Origin of the sequence: Mesorhizobium sp. M0174 (assembly GCF_040322275.1) — a bacterium.
In the GTDB taxonomy this organism is placed as follows: domain Bacteria; phylum Pseudomonadota; class Alphaproteobacteria; order Rhizobiales; family Rhizobiaceae; genus Mesorhizobium.
Genome location: NZ_JAMYTB010000002.1, coordinates 525,055 through 544,040 on the forward strand (window position 1 = coordinate 525,055; position 18,986 = coordinate 544,040).

The 18,986-nt window shown below is 61.5% G+C and carries 19 protein-coding genes and 1 pseudogene; 7 read left to right on the plus strand and 13 right to left on the minus strand.

Annotation, left to right across the window (positions count from 1 at the left end):
• Window positions 1–147: 147 nt before the first annotated feature.
• Complete coding sequence (locus NKJ13_RS05975; protein ID WP_352777368.1) at window positions 148–381, plus strand: DUF6429 family protein; 234 nt, start codon at window positions 148–150, stop codon at window positions 379–381.
• Between the two features lie 40 nt (window positions 382–421).
• The gene (locus NKJ13_RS05980) at window positions 422–580 is read left to right on the plus strand and encodes a hypothetical protein (protein WP_352508778.1); all 159 of its coding nucleotides are present in this window, start codon (window positions 422–424) and stop codon (window positions 578–580) included.
• 136 nt (window positions 581–716) lie between these two features.
• Here the strand turns inward: NKJ13_RS05980 and NKJ13_RS05985 are convergent, their stop codons facing one another.
• The 5 genes and pseudogenes from NKJ13_RS05985 to NKJ13_RS06005 form a co-directional block, all read right to left on the minus strand.
• Window positions 717–1,265: a class I SAM-dependent methyltransferase gene (locus tag NKJ13_RS05985; RefSeq protein ID WP_156948240.1), complete on the minus strand. Its 549-nt coding sequence runs from the start codon at window positions 1,263–1,265 to the stop codon at window positions 717–719.
• Window positions 1,266–1,389: 124 nt separating this feature from the next.
• Window positions 1,390–2,214, minus strand: coding sequence for a PA3715 family protein (locus NKJ13_RS05990; protein WP_352777370.1), 825 nt, complete (start codon window positions 2,212–2,214; stop codon window positions 1,390–1,392).
• 115 nt (window positions 2,215–2,329) lie between these two features.
• A pseudogene (locus tag NKJ13_RS05995) lies at window positions 2,330–2,445 on the minus strand (IS3 family transposase); the annotation flags it as partial.
• A 26-nt stretch (window positions 2,446–2,471) separates the two neighbouring features.
• Window positions 2,472–2,612, minus strand: a complete 141-nt coding sequence (locus NKJ13_RS06000; RefSeq protein ID WP_352777371.1) for a hypothetical protein — start codon at window positions 2,610–2,612, stop codon at window positions 2,472–2,474.
• 164 nt (window positions 2,613–2,776) lie between these two features.
• Entirely contained in the window at window positions 2,777–3,769 is a 993-nt protein-coding gene (locus NKJ13_RS06005; RefSeq protein WP_352777373.1) for a Tim44 domain-containing protein, read from the minus strand.
• Window positions 3,770–4,125: 356 nt separating this feature from the next.
• Here NKJ13_RS06005 and NKJ13_RS06010 point away from each other — a divergent pair, with 356 nt between their 5' ends.
• The 5 genes from NKJ13_RS06010 to NKJ13_RS06030 all read left to right on the plus strand — a co-directional run bounded on the left by NKJ13_RS06010 (window position 4,126) and on the right by NKJ13_RS06030 (window position 9,002).
• A complete protein-coding gene (locus tag NKJ13_RS06010; protein WP_502899785.1) occupies window positions 4,126–4,845 on the plus strand; it encodes a FadR/GntR family transcriptional regulator in 720 nt (239 codons plus the stop codon).
• A gap of 13 nt (window positions 4,846–4,858) precedes the next feature.
• Window positions 4,859–6,064: a mandelate racemase/muconate lactonizing enzyme family protein gene (locus NKJ13_RS06015; RefSeq protein WP_352777375.1), complete on the plus strand. Its 1,206-nt coding sequence runs from the start codon at window positions 4,859–4,861 to the stop codon at window positions 6,062–6,064.
• 39 nt (window positions 6,065–6,103) lie between these two features.
• The gene (locus NKJ13_RS06020; RefSeq protein ID WP_352777376.1) at window positions 6,104–7,087 is read left to right on the plus strand and encodes a sugar ABC transporter substrate-binding protein; all 984 of its coding nucleotides are present in this window, start codon (window positions 6,104–6,106) and stop codon (window positions 7,085–7,087) included.
• 200 nt (window positions 7,088–7,287) lie between these two features.
• Entirely contained in the window at window positions 7,288–8,268 is a 981-nt protein-coding gene (locus tag NKJ13_RS06025; protein WP_023678771.1) for an ABC transporter permease, read from the plus strand.
• A 2-nt stretch (window positions 8,269–8,270) separates the two neighbouring features.
• Window positions 8,271–9,002: an ATP-binding cassette domain-containing protein gene (locus NKJ13_RS06030; protein ID WP_352701483.1), complete on the plus strand. Its 732-nt coding sequence runs from the start codon at window positions 8,271–8,273 to the stop codon at window positions 9,000–9,002.
• 52 nt (window positions 9,003–9,054) lie between these two features.
• Here the strand turns inward: NKJ13_RS06030 and NKJ13_RS06035 are convergent, their stop codons facing one another.
• From NKJ13_RS06035 to NKJ13_RS06070, 8 genes are all read right to left on the minus strand, one after another.
• Window positions 9,055–10,053, minus strand: a complete 999-nt coding sequence (locus tag NKJ13_RS06035; RefSeq protein ID WP_352507685.1) for a sugar-binding transcriptional regulator — start codon at window positions 10,051–10,053, stop codon at window positions 9,055–9,057.
• A 99-nt stretch (window positions 10,054–10,152) separates the two neighbouring features.
• Window positions 10,153–11,208 carry a hypothetical protein gene (locus tag NKJ13_RS06040; protein WP_352701482.1) on the minus strand — a complete coding sequence of 352 codons (1,056 nt, stop codon included), beginning with the start codon at window positions 11,206–11,208 and terminating at the stop codon, window positions 10,153–10,155.
• Entirely contained in the window at window positions 11,209–12,291 is a 1,083-nt protein-coding gene (locus NKJ13_RS06045; RefSeq protein WP_352701481.1) for an ABC transporter ATP-binding protein, read from the minus strand.
• Window positions 12,292–12,368: 77 nt separating this feature from the next.
• On the minus strand, window positions 12,369–13,694 hold the full coding sequence (locus NKJ13_RS06050; protein ID WP_352739061.1) for an iron-containing alcohol dehydrogenase: 1,326 nt from the start codon (window positions 13,692–13,694) through the stop codon (window positions 12,369–12,371).
• Window positions 13,687–15,213, minus strand: coding sequence for a xylulokinase (locus tag NKJ13_RS06055; RefSeq protein ID WP_352777378.1), 1,527 nt, complete (start codon window positions 15,211–15,213; stop codon window positions 13,687–13,689). Before NKJ13_RS06055 ends, NKJ13_RS06050 begins: the two co-directional genes overlap by 8 nt.
• Before the next feature lie 65 nt (window positions 15,214–15,278).
• Complete coding sequence (locus NKJ13_RS06060) at window positions 15,279–16,808, minus strand: ABC transporter substrate-binding protein (RefSeq protein WP_352777380.1); 1,530 nt, start codon at window positions 16,806–16,808, stop codon at window positions 15,279–15,281.
• Window positions 16,809–16,856: 48 nt separating this feature from the next.
• Window positions 16,857–17,756: a carbohydrate ABC transporter permease gene (locus NKJ13_RS06065; RefSeq protein ID WP_031212286.1), complete on the minus strand. Its 900-nt coding sequence runs from the start codon at window positions 17,754–17,756 to the stop codon at window positions 16,857–16,859.
• Complete coding sequence (locus NKJ13_RS06070) at window positions 17,756–18,658, minus strand: carbohydrate ABC transporter permease (RefSeq protein ID WP_352777434.1); 903 nt, start codon at window positions 18,656–18,658, stop codon at window positions 17,756–17,758. The genes NKJ13_RS06065 and NKJ13_RS06070 overlap by 1 nt, the downstream gene beginning before the upstream one ends.
• Between the last annotated feature and the right edge of the window lie 328 nt (window positions 18,659–18,986).

Genomic DNA, 18,986 nt, shown 5'->3' on the forward strand with positions numbered 1-18,986 from the left:
TCGGATCCCATTCCGGCTCGTCCCCCCAAATGACGCCGTCGCGCATGCGACGCCTAGGTGAAACATTTATTTTCAGTCGAACCGTTGCGCTAGGAATAACCCTACGGTGTGGATCGTGGCAGCGCTTTCGCGTGTTAAACTGCTTGCATGGAGATCGACACCGACAAGATCGACGATGCCGTTATGGGCCTGCTTTGGCTGACGCTGCATGAAGAGAGGCGCGCCTGGAAGGGGTTGGATTGGAATGCCCTGGATCGCTTGCACCAGAAGGGGCTGATCGCGAATCCGGCAAACAAGGCGAAGTCAGTGGTTCTGACGGATGAAGGACTGCGGCGTGCTGAGGAGCTATTCCGAACCCTGTTCACTCGCCCGGCGCCCTGAGCCAGAGCGCTGGACGGGCGCCTGCGAGCTGATAGCGCACATGGCTGAATTTTTCGACACCGGCGGCGCGCTGACCCCAGGCGGGACGGCGATGTTCTCGCCATGGCGGCCAGTCACCTACGCCAACGGGGGCATTCTGTCTGTCAAGGCAGTGGCAGATAACACCGCAGCCGCGACCCTCAAACGTCAACGGCATTGACGCGAAGTCCAGCCGCGAGCTGCTCTCCCGGCGAATCGGGCGTCCAACGCGCTGAGTTGCAGCCAGCAGCGGGTCTGTGCCGCTGCTGACACATGGGATGTTAGTGGGGCAGATTGCCACTCGCGATGCGAAATCTCTATGGCTGCGGATTTCCGAAGGCAGGTTTCTCAAGCACGAGCACATGACTACCAAGGGGCGATGTGTGAGTGCTCTTGACCTGGAACCCCTCGTCAGAAAGCGTTTCGATGAATTCGCCATCCGTTCCAGGCGGAACGCGGGCAACGACGTTTGAGGTGCGCCTCACAATATTGGAAAGCACCCTTCGCGCCTTGCCTGGGCCGATGTTGCGCTGCATGTGCTGATAGACGGCCAGCAGCAGAACGATATCGTATTTCGGTAGAAGGATATTGCCGAGGCGCCGGCTGCCAAGATTCAGGCGATCGAACCGGGCATGTACCGGGGAGCCGCTCAACAACATCTTTGCAGTCTCGATATGCGGCTTGGCAATGTCGATCCCATGGATCGAACTGGGTTTCAGCTTGGATATCTCATAGGCGACAACACCCATATTGCAGCCAACATCGAGAATGGATTTTCCGGCGTAGTCGACCTTTGCGGAGAATAGCCCGTCAAGTCTGTCGTCCCACGTTCCTGCAAAACCCCTTTTGAATCTTGACCACCACAAATCATCAGCTCCTTTGGGAAGAGCCCCCTTGAGCGCCTCCTACCACGAGAGAATTAACGGTCGATACCCTTTCAACTGGAATTGATCCCATTGACGAACCAAGGCAGGGACGTGTGCAGCGGCGTCACGACCCCATCACCTTGAGTGCCGCAGGAACCGCGTAGCGGCTGCCGTGATAGCGCAGCCGGTAGGTCCGCTTCACAGGCTTGCCGGGATGGGACTGGCATTCGCCATTCTGGTCGGGGGAGGGATTGTCGGTATTCGATCGCTCGACCGCAATGATGTCTCGATAGCCGTGGTGGCGCGCCGGGCTCATCGCCAGGCTGACCTGGCTGGAATGAAAGGATCCGGCGCAACTACCATCGCTATCGCCGCCAGAGCCGGCCACCACGAGGCCGTCGAGCACCACGTGGAGTTCACCGCGGACGAGAGCGTAGAGCCGCAGGTCGGTTTCAGTGAAGGGAGTAGCTTGCGAATGGTTTGCCATTTCGATGCGCAGGCCGAAGGCGGTGACCTCAGGGGCCAGTGCATAGCGGCCGGTGTCGAATTCCACCTTACGGATCGCGATGGCATCATCGGTCATCAGTCCAGGCTGGAGCAGGCGCTGGCGCACCCGCAGGCTCTTTCTATCGACCACCAGCAGCTCGATGTCGCCGACATGCAGGTGGTCGCCGTTAGCACTGTCGATCAGGGGTACCGCGACCAAAAGCAGGTCGTCATGAGCCGGCCAGATCTTGCAGGCGAGGCCGAATGGCGCATCGCTCTCCGGGAGCGTTGAGGCGATGCTCGTATGGGGTACAAGCGTGAACGACGCGCGGTCGGCGCTCTTTTGGGCCTTGGGATAGGCCTGCCGCACCAGGGCGGCGGCATCGCCGCAATCGCCGGCCGTTGCCCGGGCGGGCGACAGGCTGGTCAGGCAGAGGAAGAAGACAGGCAACAGGATTCGCATGAGGTTCTCACATCGCAGCGCGGGATGCCGGCAGGCATGTCTACGCGAGATTGGTGGCAGCGCACAGGGGTGCGCGGAAAGTGCGGCTAACGACGCCTCGATGGCCGCCAGAGGAACAGGCCCGCCGCTCCGACACTCCAATCGTGGCCTGCAGATGCACGATGGCTTCGCGCTTGGCGGCGGGCCCTACCATTTTTTTGAAAGAAGCTCGCGCAGTGCCGACGCTTCCAAACCTCGAACATGAGGCAGGGTGGGCTCTAACCGAACGCCGCGACGAAGGTGGTGGAGCGCACATCGACATTGCCGACGATCGCGTTGCCAACGGTTCCGTAAGACGCGGCCAGAAAGCCGCTGACACCCAGCCCAATAGAGCATGAAGCGCTCGCGTCGCGCATCATTGCAAATTACGGCCGGAGTGATGGATGAGGCCGAACTGCTTTCGACTTCGAAGCTGCCGCTGGGCCGATAGAGCCCGCTGCTTCACCTCGGCTGACCGGCCTTCAAGCGCGCAGCTGGCAAAACTGAACAAGTCTCCTGGCAGGCATTCAGTCGGGCAAGCACATCAGCTCGGCTGCTGTATTGCGGCGAGCTTCCAGTCCCCGCTGTTCTGGCGCATGAAGGTCCACAGTTCGGTTGTCTCGGTCGGCTGATCGGCTTGACCCTCAACGATCTTGCCGCTGCTGCGATCGCGGGTCACGTCGCGAGACTCATAGCGCAAAGCAGCCGTCGCGTAGTCGCGGTCACCCTCCCGCCAACTTTCCGCAATATCGGCCTCCAACAGGCTGACGTCCGACACGTCGTTCCTGACGCCCTTTTTGGCATTGTCGGCAAGTTCCTCGGACAGATAGGACACCATCTCGGGCGTCGCCAACCGGCGCAAAGCAGCATGATCTTCGCGCCCGAATGCCTCCTGAACTTCCGTCAGCCGTTGCTGGAACGTGTCGAGGTCGGTTTGCGTGAGTGTGATCTCATCCGAAGCGTTGGCTTGGCTCGTTCCGCCAAATCCTGACCCGATGCCTGGAATGGGGAAAGCTGTAGCGTTGCTCGGCTCGGGCCCAGCTGCAGCGTTTCGCCCAAAGCTCCCCGTACCCCGCGAGGCACCGGCCGTAGCGGGCGCTGGGTTGTATGTCGATTGCGAGCGGAAAAAGCGGATCGCCAGCATGATCACGCCGCCGATCAGCAGTACTTGGAGCAAAAGGCCCAACATGCCGGCCAAGCCGCCGAACCCATGGCCCAGAAGAACGCCGATCAAACCGCCGAGGAGCAGCCCCCGCATCATCGATCCGCCGAGGCCGTTGAAGAAGCCTGGGCGCTGGAATGCCTGCGGCTGACGGGCCGCATTGTTCGTTGCCGCATTAGGCGTCATCGAGCGCTCGACCGGTGCGGCCGGTTGCGGCGCGACTCTGGTCGGCGGGACCGGCTGGAAAGTGCGCATGCCGCGACTGCCGAAGCTGCCGCCACGGCGCGCATCGGCGTGATCCACAGCGACCGTGGAAAATGCCAGGAACAATCCGGCGAACAAAACTGCAAACCGTCCCCAACGCGAAATCAGCATAGGCAAATCCTCAAGTGACACTCTGTCCACCCATATGGGGTGCGTCGATCGAAATATCAGTGAATGAGATATTTTCCGACGGCATGGTCGGGCGCCCGCCGGGGTTCACGATGAGACTGTCCAGCCTGCCCAAGCGAGATGATTGCCTGTCCGAGCATGCAGGCGCGCCGCACCCGGCCGACCGCCGTCTGGCGCATCAAGAGCAGCGGATATGCAAGCGTCGGGTTACCGCTCTTCCGGCGACCATGCCGACGGTCTCCCGGCAATGACTTGAGCTTGACATACAGCTTTTCTAAGTACTATCAACACATCTGCAAAACCTGCCATACAGGTTTGCCTTCTGAACTGGAGATCGCGTGAGCACGGTGGTAGCCGCAAAACATTCCGACGCAGCGAGCCTGGTCAGCAATACGATCGGCGAGATCACGCGCCACATCCGCACGCATGAACTCGGACCAGGCGACCGGCTGCCCAGCGAGGCCGCGCTTTCGAGGCAATTGAGCGTCTCGCGTACTGTGGTGCGCGAGGCCTTCAGCTCGCTCGCCGCGATGCGGCTTATCGACCTCAGGGCAGGCAGGCGGGCTACCGTCGCCGAGCTGGACTATGGCGCCATGTCGCTGGTGATCGAGCATGGCGTCCACACCGAGCAGATCACGGTGCAGCAAATCTACGACGTGCGCCGCACGATCGAGACCCGCACCGCCATGCTGGCGGCCTTGCGCAGAACCGCCGACGAAGTGGAAAGGATCAGGGCGCACGCGCTTGCCATGCGCGAGAATTTCCAGCGGCCGGAACAGGTCATGGAGCACGATCTCGCCTTTCACCTCGAAATCGCCAAGGCGGCAAAGAATCCGGTTTTTAGCCTCATCGTAGGCGCGTTCGAGCGCGTATCGCGCCAGACCTGGCCGATCGGCTGGCGCAGCCGCCCTTCGGATGCCGAGCAGTTGAAGATGATCCAGATCCACATCGAGCTCGCCGAAGCAATCGAGACCGGTGATCCCCAGTCTGCTCGCGACCTGATGGCGAGGCATTTTGACGAGAGCGTCAAGGCCCTGCTGGCGGCCGGCATCGCCTGAGGACGGGGGCGCAATGAAGATCGCGAAACTGGAAACGCTGCGGCTCAAGGAGCGGCCGAACCTTCTCTGGGTCCTGGTTCACACGGACGAAGACTTCGTGGGACTGGGCGAGACCTTCTTCATGGCCGAGACCGTCGAGACCTATTTGCACGAATATGTCGCGCCGCGCGTGATCGGTCGCGACCCCTTGCAGATCGACCTGCTCGCCGCCGATCTTGTCGGCTATCTCGGTTTCCGATCGACGGGCGCGGAAGTCAGGGGCAATTCCGCTTTCGACATCGCGCTTTGGGATCTGTTTGGAAAGGCCACGGGTCAGCCGATCGCACAGCTCCTCGGCGGGTTCACCAGGCACGAGATCAGGACCTATAACACCTGTGCCGGACCCGAATACATTAAGAAGGCCACGGGCCAGACGACGGCCAACTACGGGCTCGATAAGCCCGGCGACGCCTATGATGATCTGAACGGCTTCCTTCACCGCGCCGACGAACTGGCGCATTCGTTATTGGAGGAAGGCATCACGGCCATGAAGATCTGGCCGTTCGACATGGCCGCCGAGAAAACGCGCGGCCAGTATATATCGCAGCCCGACTTGAATTCCGCGCTGGCGCCATTCGAGAAAATCCGCAATGCGGTCGGCGACAAGATGGACATCATGGTTGAATTCCATTCAATGTGGCAGCTACTGCCGGCCATCCAGATCGCTCGCGAGCTTGCCCCCTACAAGACCTTCTGGCACGAAGATCCGATCAGAATGGACAGCCTGTCCAGCCTGAAACGGTATGCCGAGGCTTCGCTGGCGCCGATATCGGCTTCGGAGACACTCGGTTCCCGCTGGGCCTTCCGCGACCTTCTCGAAACTGGAGCGGCTGGTGTCATCATGCTCGATATCAGCTGGTGCGGCGGGCTCTCGGAGGCGCGCAAGATCGCTGCCATGGCTGAGGCATGGCACCTGCCGGTCGCGCCACACGACTGCACCGGTCCAGTGGTGCTCGGCGCATCGACCCACCTGTCGCTGAATGCGCCGAACGCGCTTGTCCAGGAGAGTGTCAGGGCCTTTTACAAGACCTGGTACCGCGACCTTGTGACCGCTTTGCCGCAGGTGAAGAACGGCATGATCACCGTGCCTCCCGGACCGGGCCTCGGCATGGAACTGAACCCGGAGATCGATCGCGCCTTCACGGCGCTTCGACGGGTGACTGACGCATCGACTCTCTGAAAATGAACCTGAAGCAGCTTTCTACGGAGGAGGAGAACCATGAAGAAGCTACTTATCTCGGCAGCCTTGGGAGCAGTACTGGCTGGAGGCTCGGCAATCGGCTCACGCGCACAGGAGCCGATGAACATCGTCTTCACGCATCATTCGTCGGCGTCGAACCCGTTCTGGCAGGCGGTGAAGAAGGGGTTTGACGACGCCTGCGCCAAGATACAGGCCAATTGCCAAATGGTCTTCACGCAGACCGAAGGCTCGATCGAGCAACAATCGGCCAACATGCAGGCGGCACTCGCGGCAAAACCGGACGCGCTGATCACCTCGATCGTCGACAACAATGCTTTCGACCAGATCATCGCCGACGCCCGCGCTGCCGGCGTCACGGTGATTGCGTCCAACGTCGACGACACCGAGGGTGCAGCCGGCAATGCCCGCCAGGCCTTCATCGGCCAGGGCTTCATTCCCGCCGGCTACGAACTCGGCAAGAAGATGTCCGAGTTCTTCCCCAAGGAAGGAAAGATCAGGGCGCTCGTCGGCGTCTCCGCGCCCGGTCAGAACTGGTCGGAACAGCGCGCTGCCGGTGTCATGAAGTTCCTTGAGGAATACAAGGCCGCGAATGGCGGACGCGAAGTAGTCATCGAACGGCTCGACACCGGCACAGATGGCGCCGTCGTCGCCGATCGTGTTGGCGCCTATCTGTCTGCCCACCCGGACACCACGGTGTATTTCGACACCGGCCTTTGGCATGCCTACGTGGCCCAAGTGCTGATCGATCGCGGCATCGAGCCGGGCAAGGTGCTGATGGGCGGCTTCGATATCGTCTCGGAAGTCCTGCAACAGATGGAAGCGGGTTATATCCAGGTCCAGGTCGACCAGCAGCCCTACATGCAGGGCTTCATGCCGGTGATGGAAGCCTATCTTTCCAAGAACATCGGTCTGCTGCCGGCAGACATCGACACCGGCAAGGGCATCATCGTCAAGGAAGACGTGCCGAAGCTCAAGGAACTGGCCGCAAAAGGCGTGCGGTAGGGCGAAGCCGGCATCCTCTCCTCGTTCTTTGCGGGAGGGGGCAGGGGTGAGGGGCAGGCCGCGTGGCCTTTGGGCGTTTTAGCTCCGCCCCTCATCCTGCCACCGCATCTCTCCGTCAAATACGGTAGAAGACAGACTGCCGCCATACCGCTTGTCGATGCGACAAGCCAGCGGAAAACAATCCCAAGCCGGAGCGATCGATGAAGCGCTTGATGAAGATCTACCTGGAGAAGCCGGAGCTTGCGGCCGTCGTGTTCCTGCTCCTCCTCCTCCTTGTCTTTCAGATACGCTCGAACGGCGTATTTTTGAACACACAGAACGTGCGCGGAATGCTTGGACTGCTGCCTGAAATGGGGCTGGTCGCGATCGGCGTGACCCTGCTGATGATATGCGGCGAGTTTGATCTTTCCGTGGGCTCGGTCTTTGCGCTGACCCCGATGACGATGGCGGTGATGCTGGCGGCCGGGGTGCCGTTCGCGCCGGCCTTTGCCGCCGGCCTCGCGATCGCCGCCCTGATCGGCTTCTTCAACGGGTTCATAACGATTCGTTTCGCGATACCAAGCTTCATCACCACGCTTGGCATGCTGTTCATCGCGCGTTCGCTGACGGTGGTAATCTCCGGTGGCTTCCCTCCTGTCATTCCGGCCAACGCTCTGCCCAAATGGCTGTTTACGATCTATGTGGGGCCAGGCGACCTCTTTCGGATGTCGTTCTTCTGGTTTGTCGCCGTGGCAATCCTGGCGACGGTCCTTCTGTCGCGCACGAATTTCGGCAACTGGGTGCGCGCCACCGGCGGCTTTCTGCCTGCCGCGCAATCGATGGGCATCCCGACGGCCCGGGTGAAGGTCGCCTGCTTCATGATCTGTTCTGTGCTCGCCGGCTTTGCCGGCACCATTCAGGTGATGCGGCTCGGCGCGCCGCTGCCCTCGATCGGCGAGGGGCTGGAGTTGCAAGCCGTGTCGGCTGCCGTCATCGGTGGCGCCTCGCTGGCTGGCGGCATCGGCACTATCTTCGGCGGCATCATAGGGGCTGCCCTTATTCGCGTCATCGACAACGGACTGGTGCTGAGCCAGGTTGACGCCAACTGGTTCAAGATGGCAATCGGCTTCCTGACTATCTTCGCGGTCGTCGTGAATGCCTGGCTGCGAAAGCGGGGCAGGGCAATGAAGGTGGAGACGTGATCATGGCAGCACCCATTATCGCGATCAAGGGACTCCAGAAATGGTATTCCGGCGTCCACGCCTTGAAGAACGTCACTCTGGACATTTATCCAGACGAGGCCCTGGGCCTTGTCGGCGACAATGGCGCCGGCAAATCGACGTTGATCAACATCCTGTCAGGCACCCAAAAGCCCGATGGCGGCGAGATCAGGATCGAAGGTGAACCGGTCCTATTCTCGAATCCGCGCGACGCCATGGATCGCGGCATCGAGACGATCTACCAGTACAATTCGATGGTGCCGACCATGACCATCGCCCGCAACGTTTTCATCGGACGCGAGCCGGTGAAGGGCTCGGTTTTCGGCATCGGCATCCTGGACCAGAAGCGCATGCGTGATGAAAGTGTCAAGGCGATCGCCGACGTCGATCTGCATCTGAGGTCGCCGGACGCGCTGGTCGGCGAACTGTCGGGCGGCCAGCGCCAAGGCGTGGCGATCGCCCGGGCCATGCACTTCAAGTCGAAAGTCATGATTCTCGACGAGCCGACCAATCATCTTTCGGTGAAGGAGACGCGAAAGGTGATTGGCTTCGTTCGCGCGCTCAAGGCCCAGAACATCACCAGCGTCTTCATCAGCCACAACATGCATCATGTTTTCGAATGCTGCGACCGGGTCGTGGCCATGGCGCGTGGAGAGATCGTTCTCGACAAGCGGATCGGCGAGACTTCGATCGAGGAAATCCACGAGGTTCTGTGACGCGAAGAAGCGATCAGTCGCGAGCCGCTCTGCTGGTAGAGATCAGTCTGCGCTACGGCTTTTGCGCAAGGATCGCCTCAGCGGTTTTCTCGTCGGTGATCAGCACATCGACGACTCCCAGACGCAACACGGCGCGCAGCACCGGAACCTTGTCGAGGCCACCGGAGGGGAGGATCACAGTGTCGATGTCGCGCAGATGTTCGGGCGCGAGACCGATTACGCGATTGTTTAGCGGGTGATCGACGAGTTGTCCGTCGGCGCCGATCCAGTGGCCGCAAATATCGCCGACGGCTCCCGCCTCGCGGAGCGATTTGAGATCATCGTCGCCTACCAGTCCGATCCGAAAAATGGTGGCGTCCTTGTGCACCGCGCCCACCGAAACGAAAGCGGCGTCAACGTCGCGGGCATGGGTGAAGGCGTCTTCCAGAATGGACTGGCGCATAAGCAGATCGCGCGTGGCCTCAGTGTCCGTGAACACCGGTGCTGCGATGTAGAAGCATTCCGCATCGAAAAGCGCCGCGAGCCGCGAAGCGATCTCATAGATGTTGATCGCCGATCCGCGCGTGAGCCCACCAAGCAGGGAAACGACCGACATTCCTTTGACCGGGCGTACGGTCACTGACCGCAGACTAAGCTGGAGCGTCCGTCCCCATCCCACGCCCACCGATATCCCGTCGCGGATTCTGAGCGACAGGGCCTCACCGGCGGCGGCTGCGATGACCTGTGGCACCAGCGCAGGATCGGGTGGTGTCGGAACCACGATTGGATCCGAGACACCATAGGCGTCCCGCAGCCGGTGCTCCAGCTCGATGCAGTTCGCCACCTTCGAATTGATGCGAATCTGAACGATCCCCCGCTGGCGCGCGTGCGCCAGCATCCGGTTGACGCGAAGGCGGGTCAGGCCAAGAGACTTGGCAATTTGCGCCTGCGTGAGGTCACCGACGTAAGCAAGCCAGGCGGCGCGCACGAGCAGCCCTTCCTCACGATCAGCCGTGACCGAACTCGTTACAGCTTGGCGGCCGTCGCGTTTCTTTCGTGCGGGTTTCTCCATCAGATCATCCTGTCCACTCCGCGGCAGCGGGTCCAGAGCGGGCTCGGCCGAGCCATGTGCTCATCGATATGAGGCATCAATCGAGTTTCCCCGGCTCCGCTAGCCTCGATGATAGCGGTCGAAGGACAAAACCAGCGGAGCATCGTGACAAACCGCGTCGATGATGGCGGTCGTCAGCGGCAGGCGATCATGGGGAAGTACACCCCGGGCCATCATATTCTTCAAAGTCGGACCAAGGTCCAGCGCCAGTTGCGCTCCCTCGACCGTGTCCGAACTCATATGTTCGCGCTTCGCCACGGAATAGGGCAGGCCGCGGCCAAGCAGGCGCCCCATGCGACCGTTACGGCCCGCCTGGCAGGTCACATAAAGATCGCCGGAGCCTGCCAGCCCCAGCACTGTTTCGATTTTTCCGCCCAGAGCATCGACCAGAATCGCCATCTCCGCGAGGGACTGCGAGAAAAGTGACGAGGCAAGATTGTGCATGAGCGCACCATTGGGCGCCTTGCCGTCGCGCTCCAGCAGTCCGACGGGAGCCCCAACTGCGAGTGTGTAGAAATTCTTGAAAGCAGCGCAGATCTCGACGCCGACGAGATCGGGTGACGATCGCGCATGATAGAAAGGCGCGCGCAGAATGCGGTACGCCGCGGCCACCTGGTCGGGATCGTGCCCGGCCACGATCACAGAGGTGTCGCGCTGTGCCGCCAGTTCGCCGGCAATGCACGGTCCGCCGACGGCCATCACCGGGACAGACAAGCCGGTGCGTTGCTCGATCTCGCGGGCAAGCAGATGTGGCAGGATTTCGATGCCTTCGTCGCTTGCTGCAAGTCCTTTCGTAATCATCAGTATCGGCACCGGCAACTTGATGCTTTCTGCAATGCGCTCGATCGCCCAAGGAATGCCGGCCGACGAGACGCCGAGTACAAGCAGATCGGGTCCATCGTTCATCGCTGCCCCGAATTCGGTCCAGGACCTGGCGGCTACCATATCAGGCAGTGTGATGTTGAGGCGCGGATGACGACCTGTGCCGGCCACCAAGCCGACGATCTCCTCGTCGAGATGGGTGCCGACAAGAGTGATGCGGTTACCCGCGTGAGCGGCCGGAAGCGTCATGGCAGAGCCCATGACGCCGGCGCCGAGGATAACGACCTGGGCCATTCAGCTTCTTCCCTTGTCCAGTCGCTCGCCGCTGCCTTGGTCGAACAGGTGGATTCGCTCAGGCGCCGGTTCCAGATGGATTAAAGCTCCAGGAGAGAGCTCCATCCGGTCATGCAGCACCGAGCAGATCGCGGTGTTGCCCATGCTGGCAAAGATGTGGATTTCGGGGCCGGTCGGCTCGACAACCGTAATCCTGGCCGGAATGCCGCGCCCGTTGGCCACGGGTCGAAGATGTTCGGGGCGAATGCCGTAGATCACCCTTTGGCCGGGCCGGACCGCAGCCCCTGGCGGCAGCGGGAGGGATAGCTCGTCGGTCCGCACCACCCAGGCGTCACGCTCGGATGCCACCTCGCCATGCAACATGTTCATTGCGGGCGAGCCGATGAAAGAAGCGACGAACAGGTTTGCCGGGTGATCGTAGACATCGAGCGGGCGCCCGATTTGCTCGATACGGCCGTCGCGCATGATGACGATGACATCGGCCATGGTCATGGCCTCGATCTGGTCATGCGTGACATAGACCGTGGTGGTCTTCAGTCGCTGGTGGAGTTCCTTGATTTCGGTGCGCATCTGCACCCGCAGCTTGGCATCGAGGTTGGACAGCGGCTCGTCGAACAGGAACACAGTTGGGTCCCGCACGATGGCGCGGCCCATGGCGACACGCTGCCGCTGGCCGCCCGAAAGCTGGCGAGGGTACCGTTCCAGATAGGGAGTCAGGTTGAGGATCGATGCCGCCCACCCGACCTTCTGTTTGATTTCTTCGTTGGGGCGCTTCTTCAACTGCATGGAAAAGGCCATGTTGTCGAAGACGGTCATGTGCGCGTAAAGCGCGTAATTCTGGAAGACCATCGCGATGTTGCGGTCTTTGGGGTGAAGCGTGTTGACGACCCTGTCGCCTATGGCGATCTCACCGGACGTGATGGGCTCGAGACCGGCTATCATGCGCAACAACGTGGACTTGCCGCAGCCGGACGGCCCCAACAGAACGACGAACTGGCCATCCTCGATCGAGAGATCGAGTCCATCGATAATCGAGAGGGCGCCATAGTCCTTCTTTATGTTGCTGATGGTGACAGACGCCATAAATTCCTACCCTTCGATTGCCCTTGCCGGTTGGATCTCATTTTCGCCGTGCGAGCCATTGGCGATCGGATGCGCTCTCACCATTCGCTGTCCAGAAATTCTTCCAGGAGTCCTGCATCGGCGGCCAGATTGACAAAGGACCAGCGGCCGCGGATTTCTCGCGAATAGCGAATGGCATCGTGCCAAAGCGCGCGCGGCAGGCCTAGTTCCGCGCCGGTGACCGGCCCCCCCGCAGCCTTCAGGGCTGCCTCCATGCGGGCAACCGGCATTGCCATTGGCCGAACCTCCTGGCGCAGGGCCGGCCAGATTTCCGCGAGTTTCCGGTTGAAGATTTCCGTCTGGCTGGCGTCGAGTGCTGTCTTCCTCATCTCGGCAATGCAAAGTGGTCCAAGCTGCGCTCCATAGCGGGCCAGCATCGCCGCCTCGTCGATGACGGTTGGCTTTGCCTGCGGCGGCTCTTCCATGTCCAGCAGCCGCGCTTGCAGACGCGCCATGACCAGCGAGGCAACCCCGACCTGCTGGCCGTGCGTGGTGCCTGGATGATGTGCTTGCGCGAACATGTCGACCCAATGGGAGATCTGGTGCTCCCCCATGGACCCGGGATGGGAAACGCCGGCAAAGCACACGCCCATCGAGCACAGCGTCAGGACGCGCTGGAGATGCCCGACGGCGGTGATGTCGTGCCTGGCAAGGCCAGGCGCATGGGCCAGCATCGGTTCCTCATCGCCCGCCTGAAGCAGATAAGGCACCTCGGAATAGTAAGTGCCGAACAGCCGATGCGAAGCCCACCAGTCGATCTGGGCGGTGGAGCGGCAGAGGCTGTCGCCAAGCCCGGCGGCGCTGAGCCAACTGGGTGCTGCAGCCGACACGCCAAGGTCCAGGAAGATGCCTCGCGGAGCATGCGAGGGCAGCGAGATCTTGAGCCCTGAAGCCAACGTCACCGACGCTGTCGAGGCGCCATAGCCATTCATCGAGGCCGCCGTGCCGAAGACGGCATAGGGCCGCTGGTCGAGGAAGGTTGCATGCTTGCAGCTGTCGTTGAGGACGCCGGACCCGACGGCCACGACGCCTTCGGCGTGACGCGTCTTCTCCCTGACCATCTGGATCGTTGCCTCATCGCAGTCGAGGCCGTCAGGCAGCACGATTTCGTCGATTTCGGCGATGGCACGCAGCGCCTTCGCGACGCGCCTGCCCATCACATCGACGGTGTTGATGTCAGAGACCACGGCGATGCGGCTGCCTAGCGCCAGAGGCGCAACGAGATCCCCCTCGCGGCCCTCCGTCGTCTCCAGCAATTCGATTGTCTGGAACGGCAGGACCGCGGCTGCGCCTGTCTTGGGATCTGTCCAGCGTCCTGCGACAACGTCCTCGATCAAGGCGTTCCAGTTGCTCGCTTCAGCCATGATCGGTCTCCATGAAGGCCGCGAGACGCTGGTTCCAGGTTGAAAGCGTTGGCCAAAGATCGGCATGGATCGCAAGAAGTTCGGCGTAGAGCGCGGCCCGTTTCGCGTCTGGTTCGAAGGTTTTGGCCGGCTCGCTGGCCATTGCCAGCGACGCTTCGGCGATGGTGGAAAACCAGCCCACGCCCTTTGCCGCCGCCATCGCCGCGCCAAGCGAGGAGGCTTCCACCGTCGTCGAACGCTTTACGGGACGATCAAGTGCATCCGCCAGAATCTGCATCCACAGGTCGGACTTCGCCCCTCCGCCGATGGCTATGAATTGGCCGATGGTCTGGGCGGCAGCTGCAGCGGCCCGCTGACTTGTCGCGGCCTGATGCAGCGCTATGCCTTCCAGCACGGCACGATAGATGTCGCCGCGGCTGCTCGAGCCGGACAGCCCGGCAATCACACCACGGGCCGTACTGTCCCAGTGCGGGTCCATGACGCCCTGCCAGTAGGGAAGAAGCATTATGCCACCTGCGCCGATCGGGCTGGCAGCGGCTTCGGCCTCGAGCGCTGCCAGGCCGCTTGCGCCATGCAGATCGACGCCAAGCATCTCGCGCGCCATCCAGTCGACGAGAAAAGTGCCGGCGCGAAGGCACGTCTCGTAGATATAGCCATCATCGGCGACCGCCGTCTCGGTGCGGAAGGCCTGGTCATGGACGTAGTCCGTGCCAAAGCTGCCGGAGACGACCGCCGTGCCGAGATTGATGTAAGCGCATCGCGGCTGCAACACGCCAGCGCCCGTTCCGGCGCATTGACCGTCGCCGCCGCCGGCGACGATCGGCGTGCCCTCCCGCAGGCCCGTCAGTATGGCGGCTTCCGAAGTCAGTTGGCCCAGAACCGTGCCGGGCCGCGCCAGGTCCGGCATCATGCGCCGCGCGACGCCCGCAGCGTCCAATATTTCGTTAGACCAGTCCATAACTCGCATATCGAGTATGCCCATCGGGTCGGCGGATGCGGTGGATGTCACCCACTGGCCGCTCAAACGAAAGACCAGATAGCCATGGACTTCGGCCATTCGCTCCACGCGGGCAAAAATCTCGGGCTCTTCCTCGCGAAACCAGATCATGCGGTAAAGGCAAGGAATGACGTCGAGCGGCTTGCCCGATATTGCGTGGACGCGTGCCGCGCCGAAACTCTCGCCGAAGCGCCGTGCTTTCCCACGGGCGCGCTCATCGAGCCAGAGCGTCGCCGGCCCGACCGCCTGGCCCTGCTCGTCGAAAAGGCCGAAGCTCTCGCGCTGGTTGGCAATCGCAAGGGCGGCAATGCGTGCCGGCGAAACTGTTGCCGCGACAGCACGAAGCGCCGTGACCGTCGAGGCCCACCACTCGGCCGGATCCTGCTCGAAATAGCCCGAACGCGGGTTGGACATTGCAAGCGGTGCACGGCCTTCAGCCACGGCCAGCCCATTGCGGTCCCAGGCGATCGCCTTGGTTGCCGAGGTCGAGGAATCGATGCCGATGACGAGATCCGGAACCATTGCCGCCACATTGCCAAAGGGCGAGGGCGGTGGAAGCCGCCTTCGCCCAAATCACCGACGAGCCGCTAAAGACCGGCGTCCTTGACTTTGCCGTCGACAATGCCGGCAATGGCATCGAGGCACGCCTTGGCATTGCCGCCATAGTCTTGGCCCGTAAGCAATTTGCCGAGCTCAACAGGAATGTCGTTGTTCGACAGATCCGCCCAGATCGGCATGTCCGGCTCCGATCCCATCTGGTTGTCGATCGTGTATTTGATCGCGTCGAAGTGGCGTGTCGTTCCAGGCCCGACAACGGCCTTCGCCTTCACGCGAGGATCGGTGAAGGAAGAATTGCGCATCGGCGAGGCGCCGCCGCCGAGCGTCGATACCCGCGCCATCACATCCTTCGAGCAGACCCACTGCATGAACAGCCATGCCGCTTCCTTGTTCTTGGAATATTGCGACAGCGAAATCGTCGAGCCGCCCTGGTGACCAACGGCCGGGATTTCGTTGAAGCCGCAATCGGCGGCGGCGCGACGACCGGGAACCTCCTTGGGCGCGGGCAGGGCCTCGAACAAGCCTTTGACCTTGGAATCGTTGGCGTCGAAGCCGGGGAAATCTTCGCCCCAGGTGATTGCCATCGCCGCCTGACCCTGTGTCAGTGCCTGTCCCTGGCCGTCCCATGTCCAAGTCGTCGCCGAGGGCGGCGAGTTCTTGACCAGCTCCTGATAGAATTGCAGCCCGGCCACGCCGCGCTCGTCATTGCCGACAAACTTCTTGTCTTTGTTGAAGATCGACCCGCCATGGCCCCACAAGGCGAAGGTCCAGTCGCATTCCAGCGAATAATGGCCGGACTTCGCCTGGCACGCGGTGCCGAAGATGCCGTTGCTTTTTTCTGCCTCAGTGAGCGCCTGCACGGCCTTGAGGTAGGCGTCGAGGTCTGTCGGCAGCGCAATGTTGTGTTTGTCGAAAAGATCCTTGCGGTACATCAGGATGAAGATCGGAATATCGAAGGGGATTCCGCACTGCTTGCCGTTGTACATGGCGATGCCGTCGACCAGCGGCTTGGAGAAATCGTCCCAGTCGAAGTTGGGCATCGCCAGTTCTTTGTTCTGGTCGTAATACTCGCGCGGATCGACGACATCCTGCGCAAATGTCGCCATCCAGGACTGGTCGAGATAGTAGACGTCATAGGTGCCAAGCTGGCCCTGCACATCTTGCGTCGCTTTGGCGAGAACCTGCTCCAGCGGCACGATCTCGACTTCCACCTCAATGCCGGTGGCCTTGGTGAATTCACCCGCGACAAGCTGGTTGGCGACGATCGTTGGCGGCGTCGCTTCCGAAGTGTAGCGGATTTTGGTGCCGGCATACGGTTTGCCGACATCGGCCAGCCACTTCAACATATCGGCGTCCTGGGCGCGGGCTTCTTCAACCCCGAGGCCCAGGATCCCCCGATTGGTGCGGCCGCCACCTAGCATGGCTGATCCGAAGGCAGAAAAGCCGACACCGGCGAGCGCCATCTTCCTCATGAAGTCGCGTTTGGTTATTCGGCGCGCCGTAAAGTCGTTGCAGGTATCGGCGACGAATGTCTTCTTGTCGTGTTCTCTGAAGCTCATGATCGTTCCTCCGTTGCGTTTTTTGTCGTCGTTCTTCTCGCCTGCGCCTCACTCCTTCAGGGACCCGAGGGTGAGGCCGCGGACCAGATGCCGTTGAACCAGCAGGATAAAGATGAAGCTGGGTATGATCGCGGACGTGCCGAGCGCTGTGATGTAGCCCCACTCGGTTGCGGTCGAGGTGACAAACGTCGAGATCTTCACCGGCACGGTGCGGATCGACGTTGTCAGGAACAGTGAGAGCAGGAACTCGGTCCACGAAAAGATGAAACACAGCACAGCCGTCGCAGCGATGCCGCCCTTGACCATGGGAAGGACCACGCGCCGGAACGTCTGCCAGCGCGTCGCGCCGTCGATCAGCGCCGCCTCATCGACCTCGCGCGGGACGTCGTCGAAGAACGACTTCAAAAGCAAAACCGCCAGCGGCAGATTGATCAAACTGTGAACGAGGATGAGCCCCGTATAGGTATCGCGCAAGCCGAGATCGCGGAACATGAAAACGATCGGAATGACGATCGCGATTGGCGGCATGAAGCGCTGCGAGAGAATCCAGAACAGGAAGGACTGCTGGCCGCTGAACTGCATTCGCGACAGGCAATAGGCGGCCAGAGTTGCCAGCAGCAGCGTCAGCGCCGTCGATCCGACGGCTATGATGGCACTGTCGAGCAACGACTGGCGGGAATCATAGGAACTCGCGCCCCCCTTGATGACCCCGGCCGCTTCGCCGCCCTGTTCCATGCCGATGTCGACGCGCGAAACGCCAAGCAACGTCACGCGGTAGTTGTCCGGCGTCGGCGTGAAACCGGTGTAGACCGGTCCGCTGCGATCGAAGATCGCCGAATAGGGTTTGATGGACGACAGGGCCCACCACGCGATCGGGAACATGAAGATCGCCACCACCAGGACGGCGAGCACGTCACGGGCGATCGTTTGGGCGCGCGACGACTCCATCAGAACCTCACCTTGAACAGCCTGACGAAGACGTTCGACACGACGATCAAGACGACGAGCACGATCAGCGACAGGGTCGCGGCATAGGGGAAGTCTCCGGTGAAGTAGATTCGCCCCGCGTAGAATGAAAGCGTCTCGGTGGCCGTGCCAGGCCCGCCAGCGGTGATGATGTAGACGTAGTCGTAGATGCGAAAGAGATCGACGCCGCGGATCAGCACCGCAACCGCTATCACCTTGCGCAGCATCGGCAATGTGAGCCGCCAGAACGTCTGGATGCCGGTGGCGCCGTCGATCGCCGCGGCTTCGAACGGTTCCTTCGGCAGCGCCCTAAGCCCTGCCAGGATGATGAGCACCATGAACGGCGTCCACTGCCATATGTCTGCCAGCAGGATCGCCGCCAATGCGGTTCCGGGCTGCGTCAGGATCGGCTGTGCCGGCGAGATCAGGTCGAGGGCATAGAGGTAAAACGATAGGACACCGAAAGAGCCGTCCTGCATCAGCAGGAACATCATTCCGGTCACCGCAGGCGGCACCACCAGCGGCAGTGTCATCAGCGCCCGAAGCACCCCGTAACCTTTGCGATCGGTGTCAAGCAGAAGCGCGATGAGGATGCCGAGCGCAAGCTGAACCGCAAGCGCGACGAAGGTGTAGATCAGCGTGGTTTCCAACGAATGCCACATACGCGCATCCGAGAAGGCGCGCGTCCATTGGTGGAGCCCGGCGAAGTCAAGTTGCCGGGAGACGACATTGCGTTTGTGGAACGACAGCCAGACTGAATAGGCGAGGGGGTAGATACCGAAAACGAGAAGCATCACCGTGATCGGCGCGAGCCAGGGGAAAGGATGCTCGGCCGTCATGAACCGGGGCAGGGCCCATCTGGGCGTTTCGCGGGTCACGGTCATCGTGCTCACGCGCAAATCTCCGCTCGGTCACAGAGATGCATCGGCCTTCTCCCTATCGGCCAGATTGTGCCAACTTGAACTTTTGTAAGTTTGTTGTGCCTTTTGTTAAGAGCGTGTCGGACGGCCGCCGATTTGTCAAGTGTCGGTTCCCTCTCAGCACTCAAGGGATTTGCTCGTGGTCCCAGAGGATCCCGTCATCGCCGGGTGTGGAGTTGTTTTTGGAGGGAGCGCCGCCGGTAAATGCCGTGTGTCAGCACCAAAAGCGCTCAGGGCTGCCGTCAGCCAGCCTTGGCGGCCCAAGAAGCTACGCAACGCACAGGAGATCGGG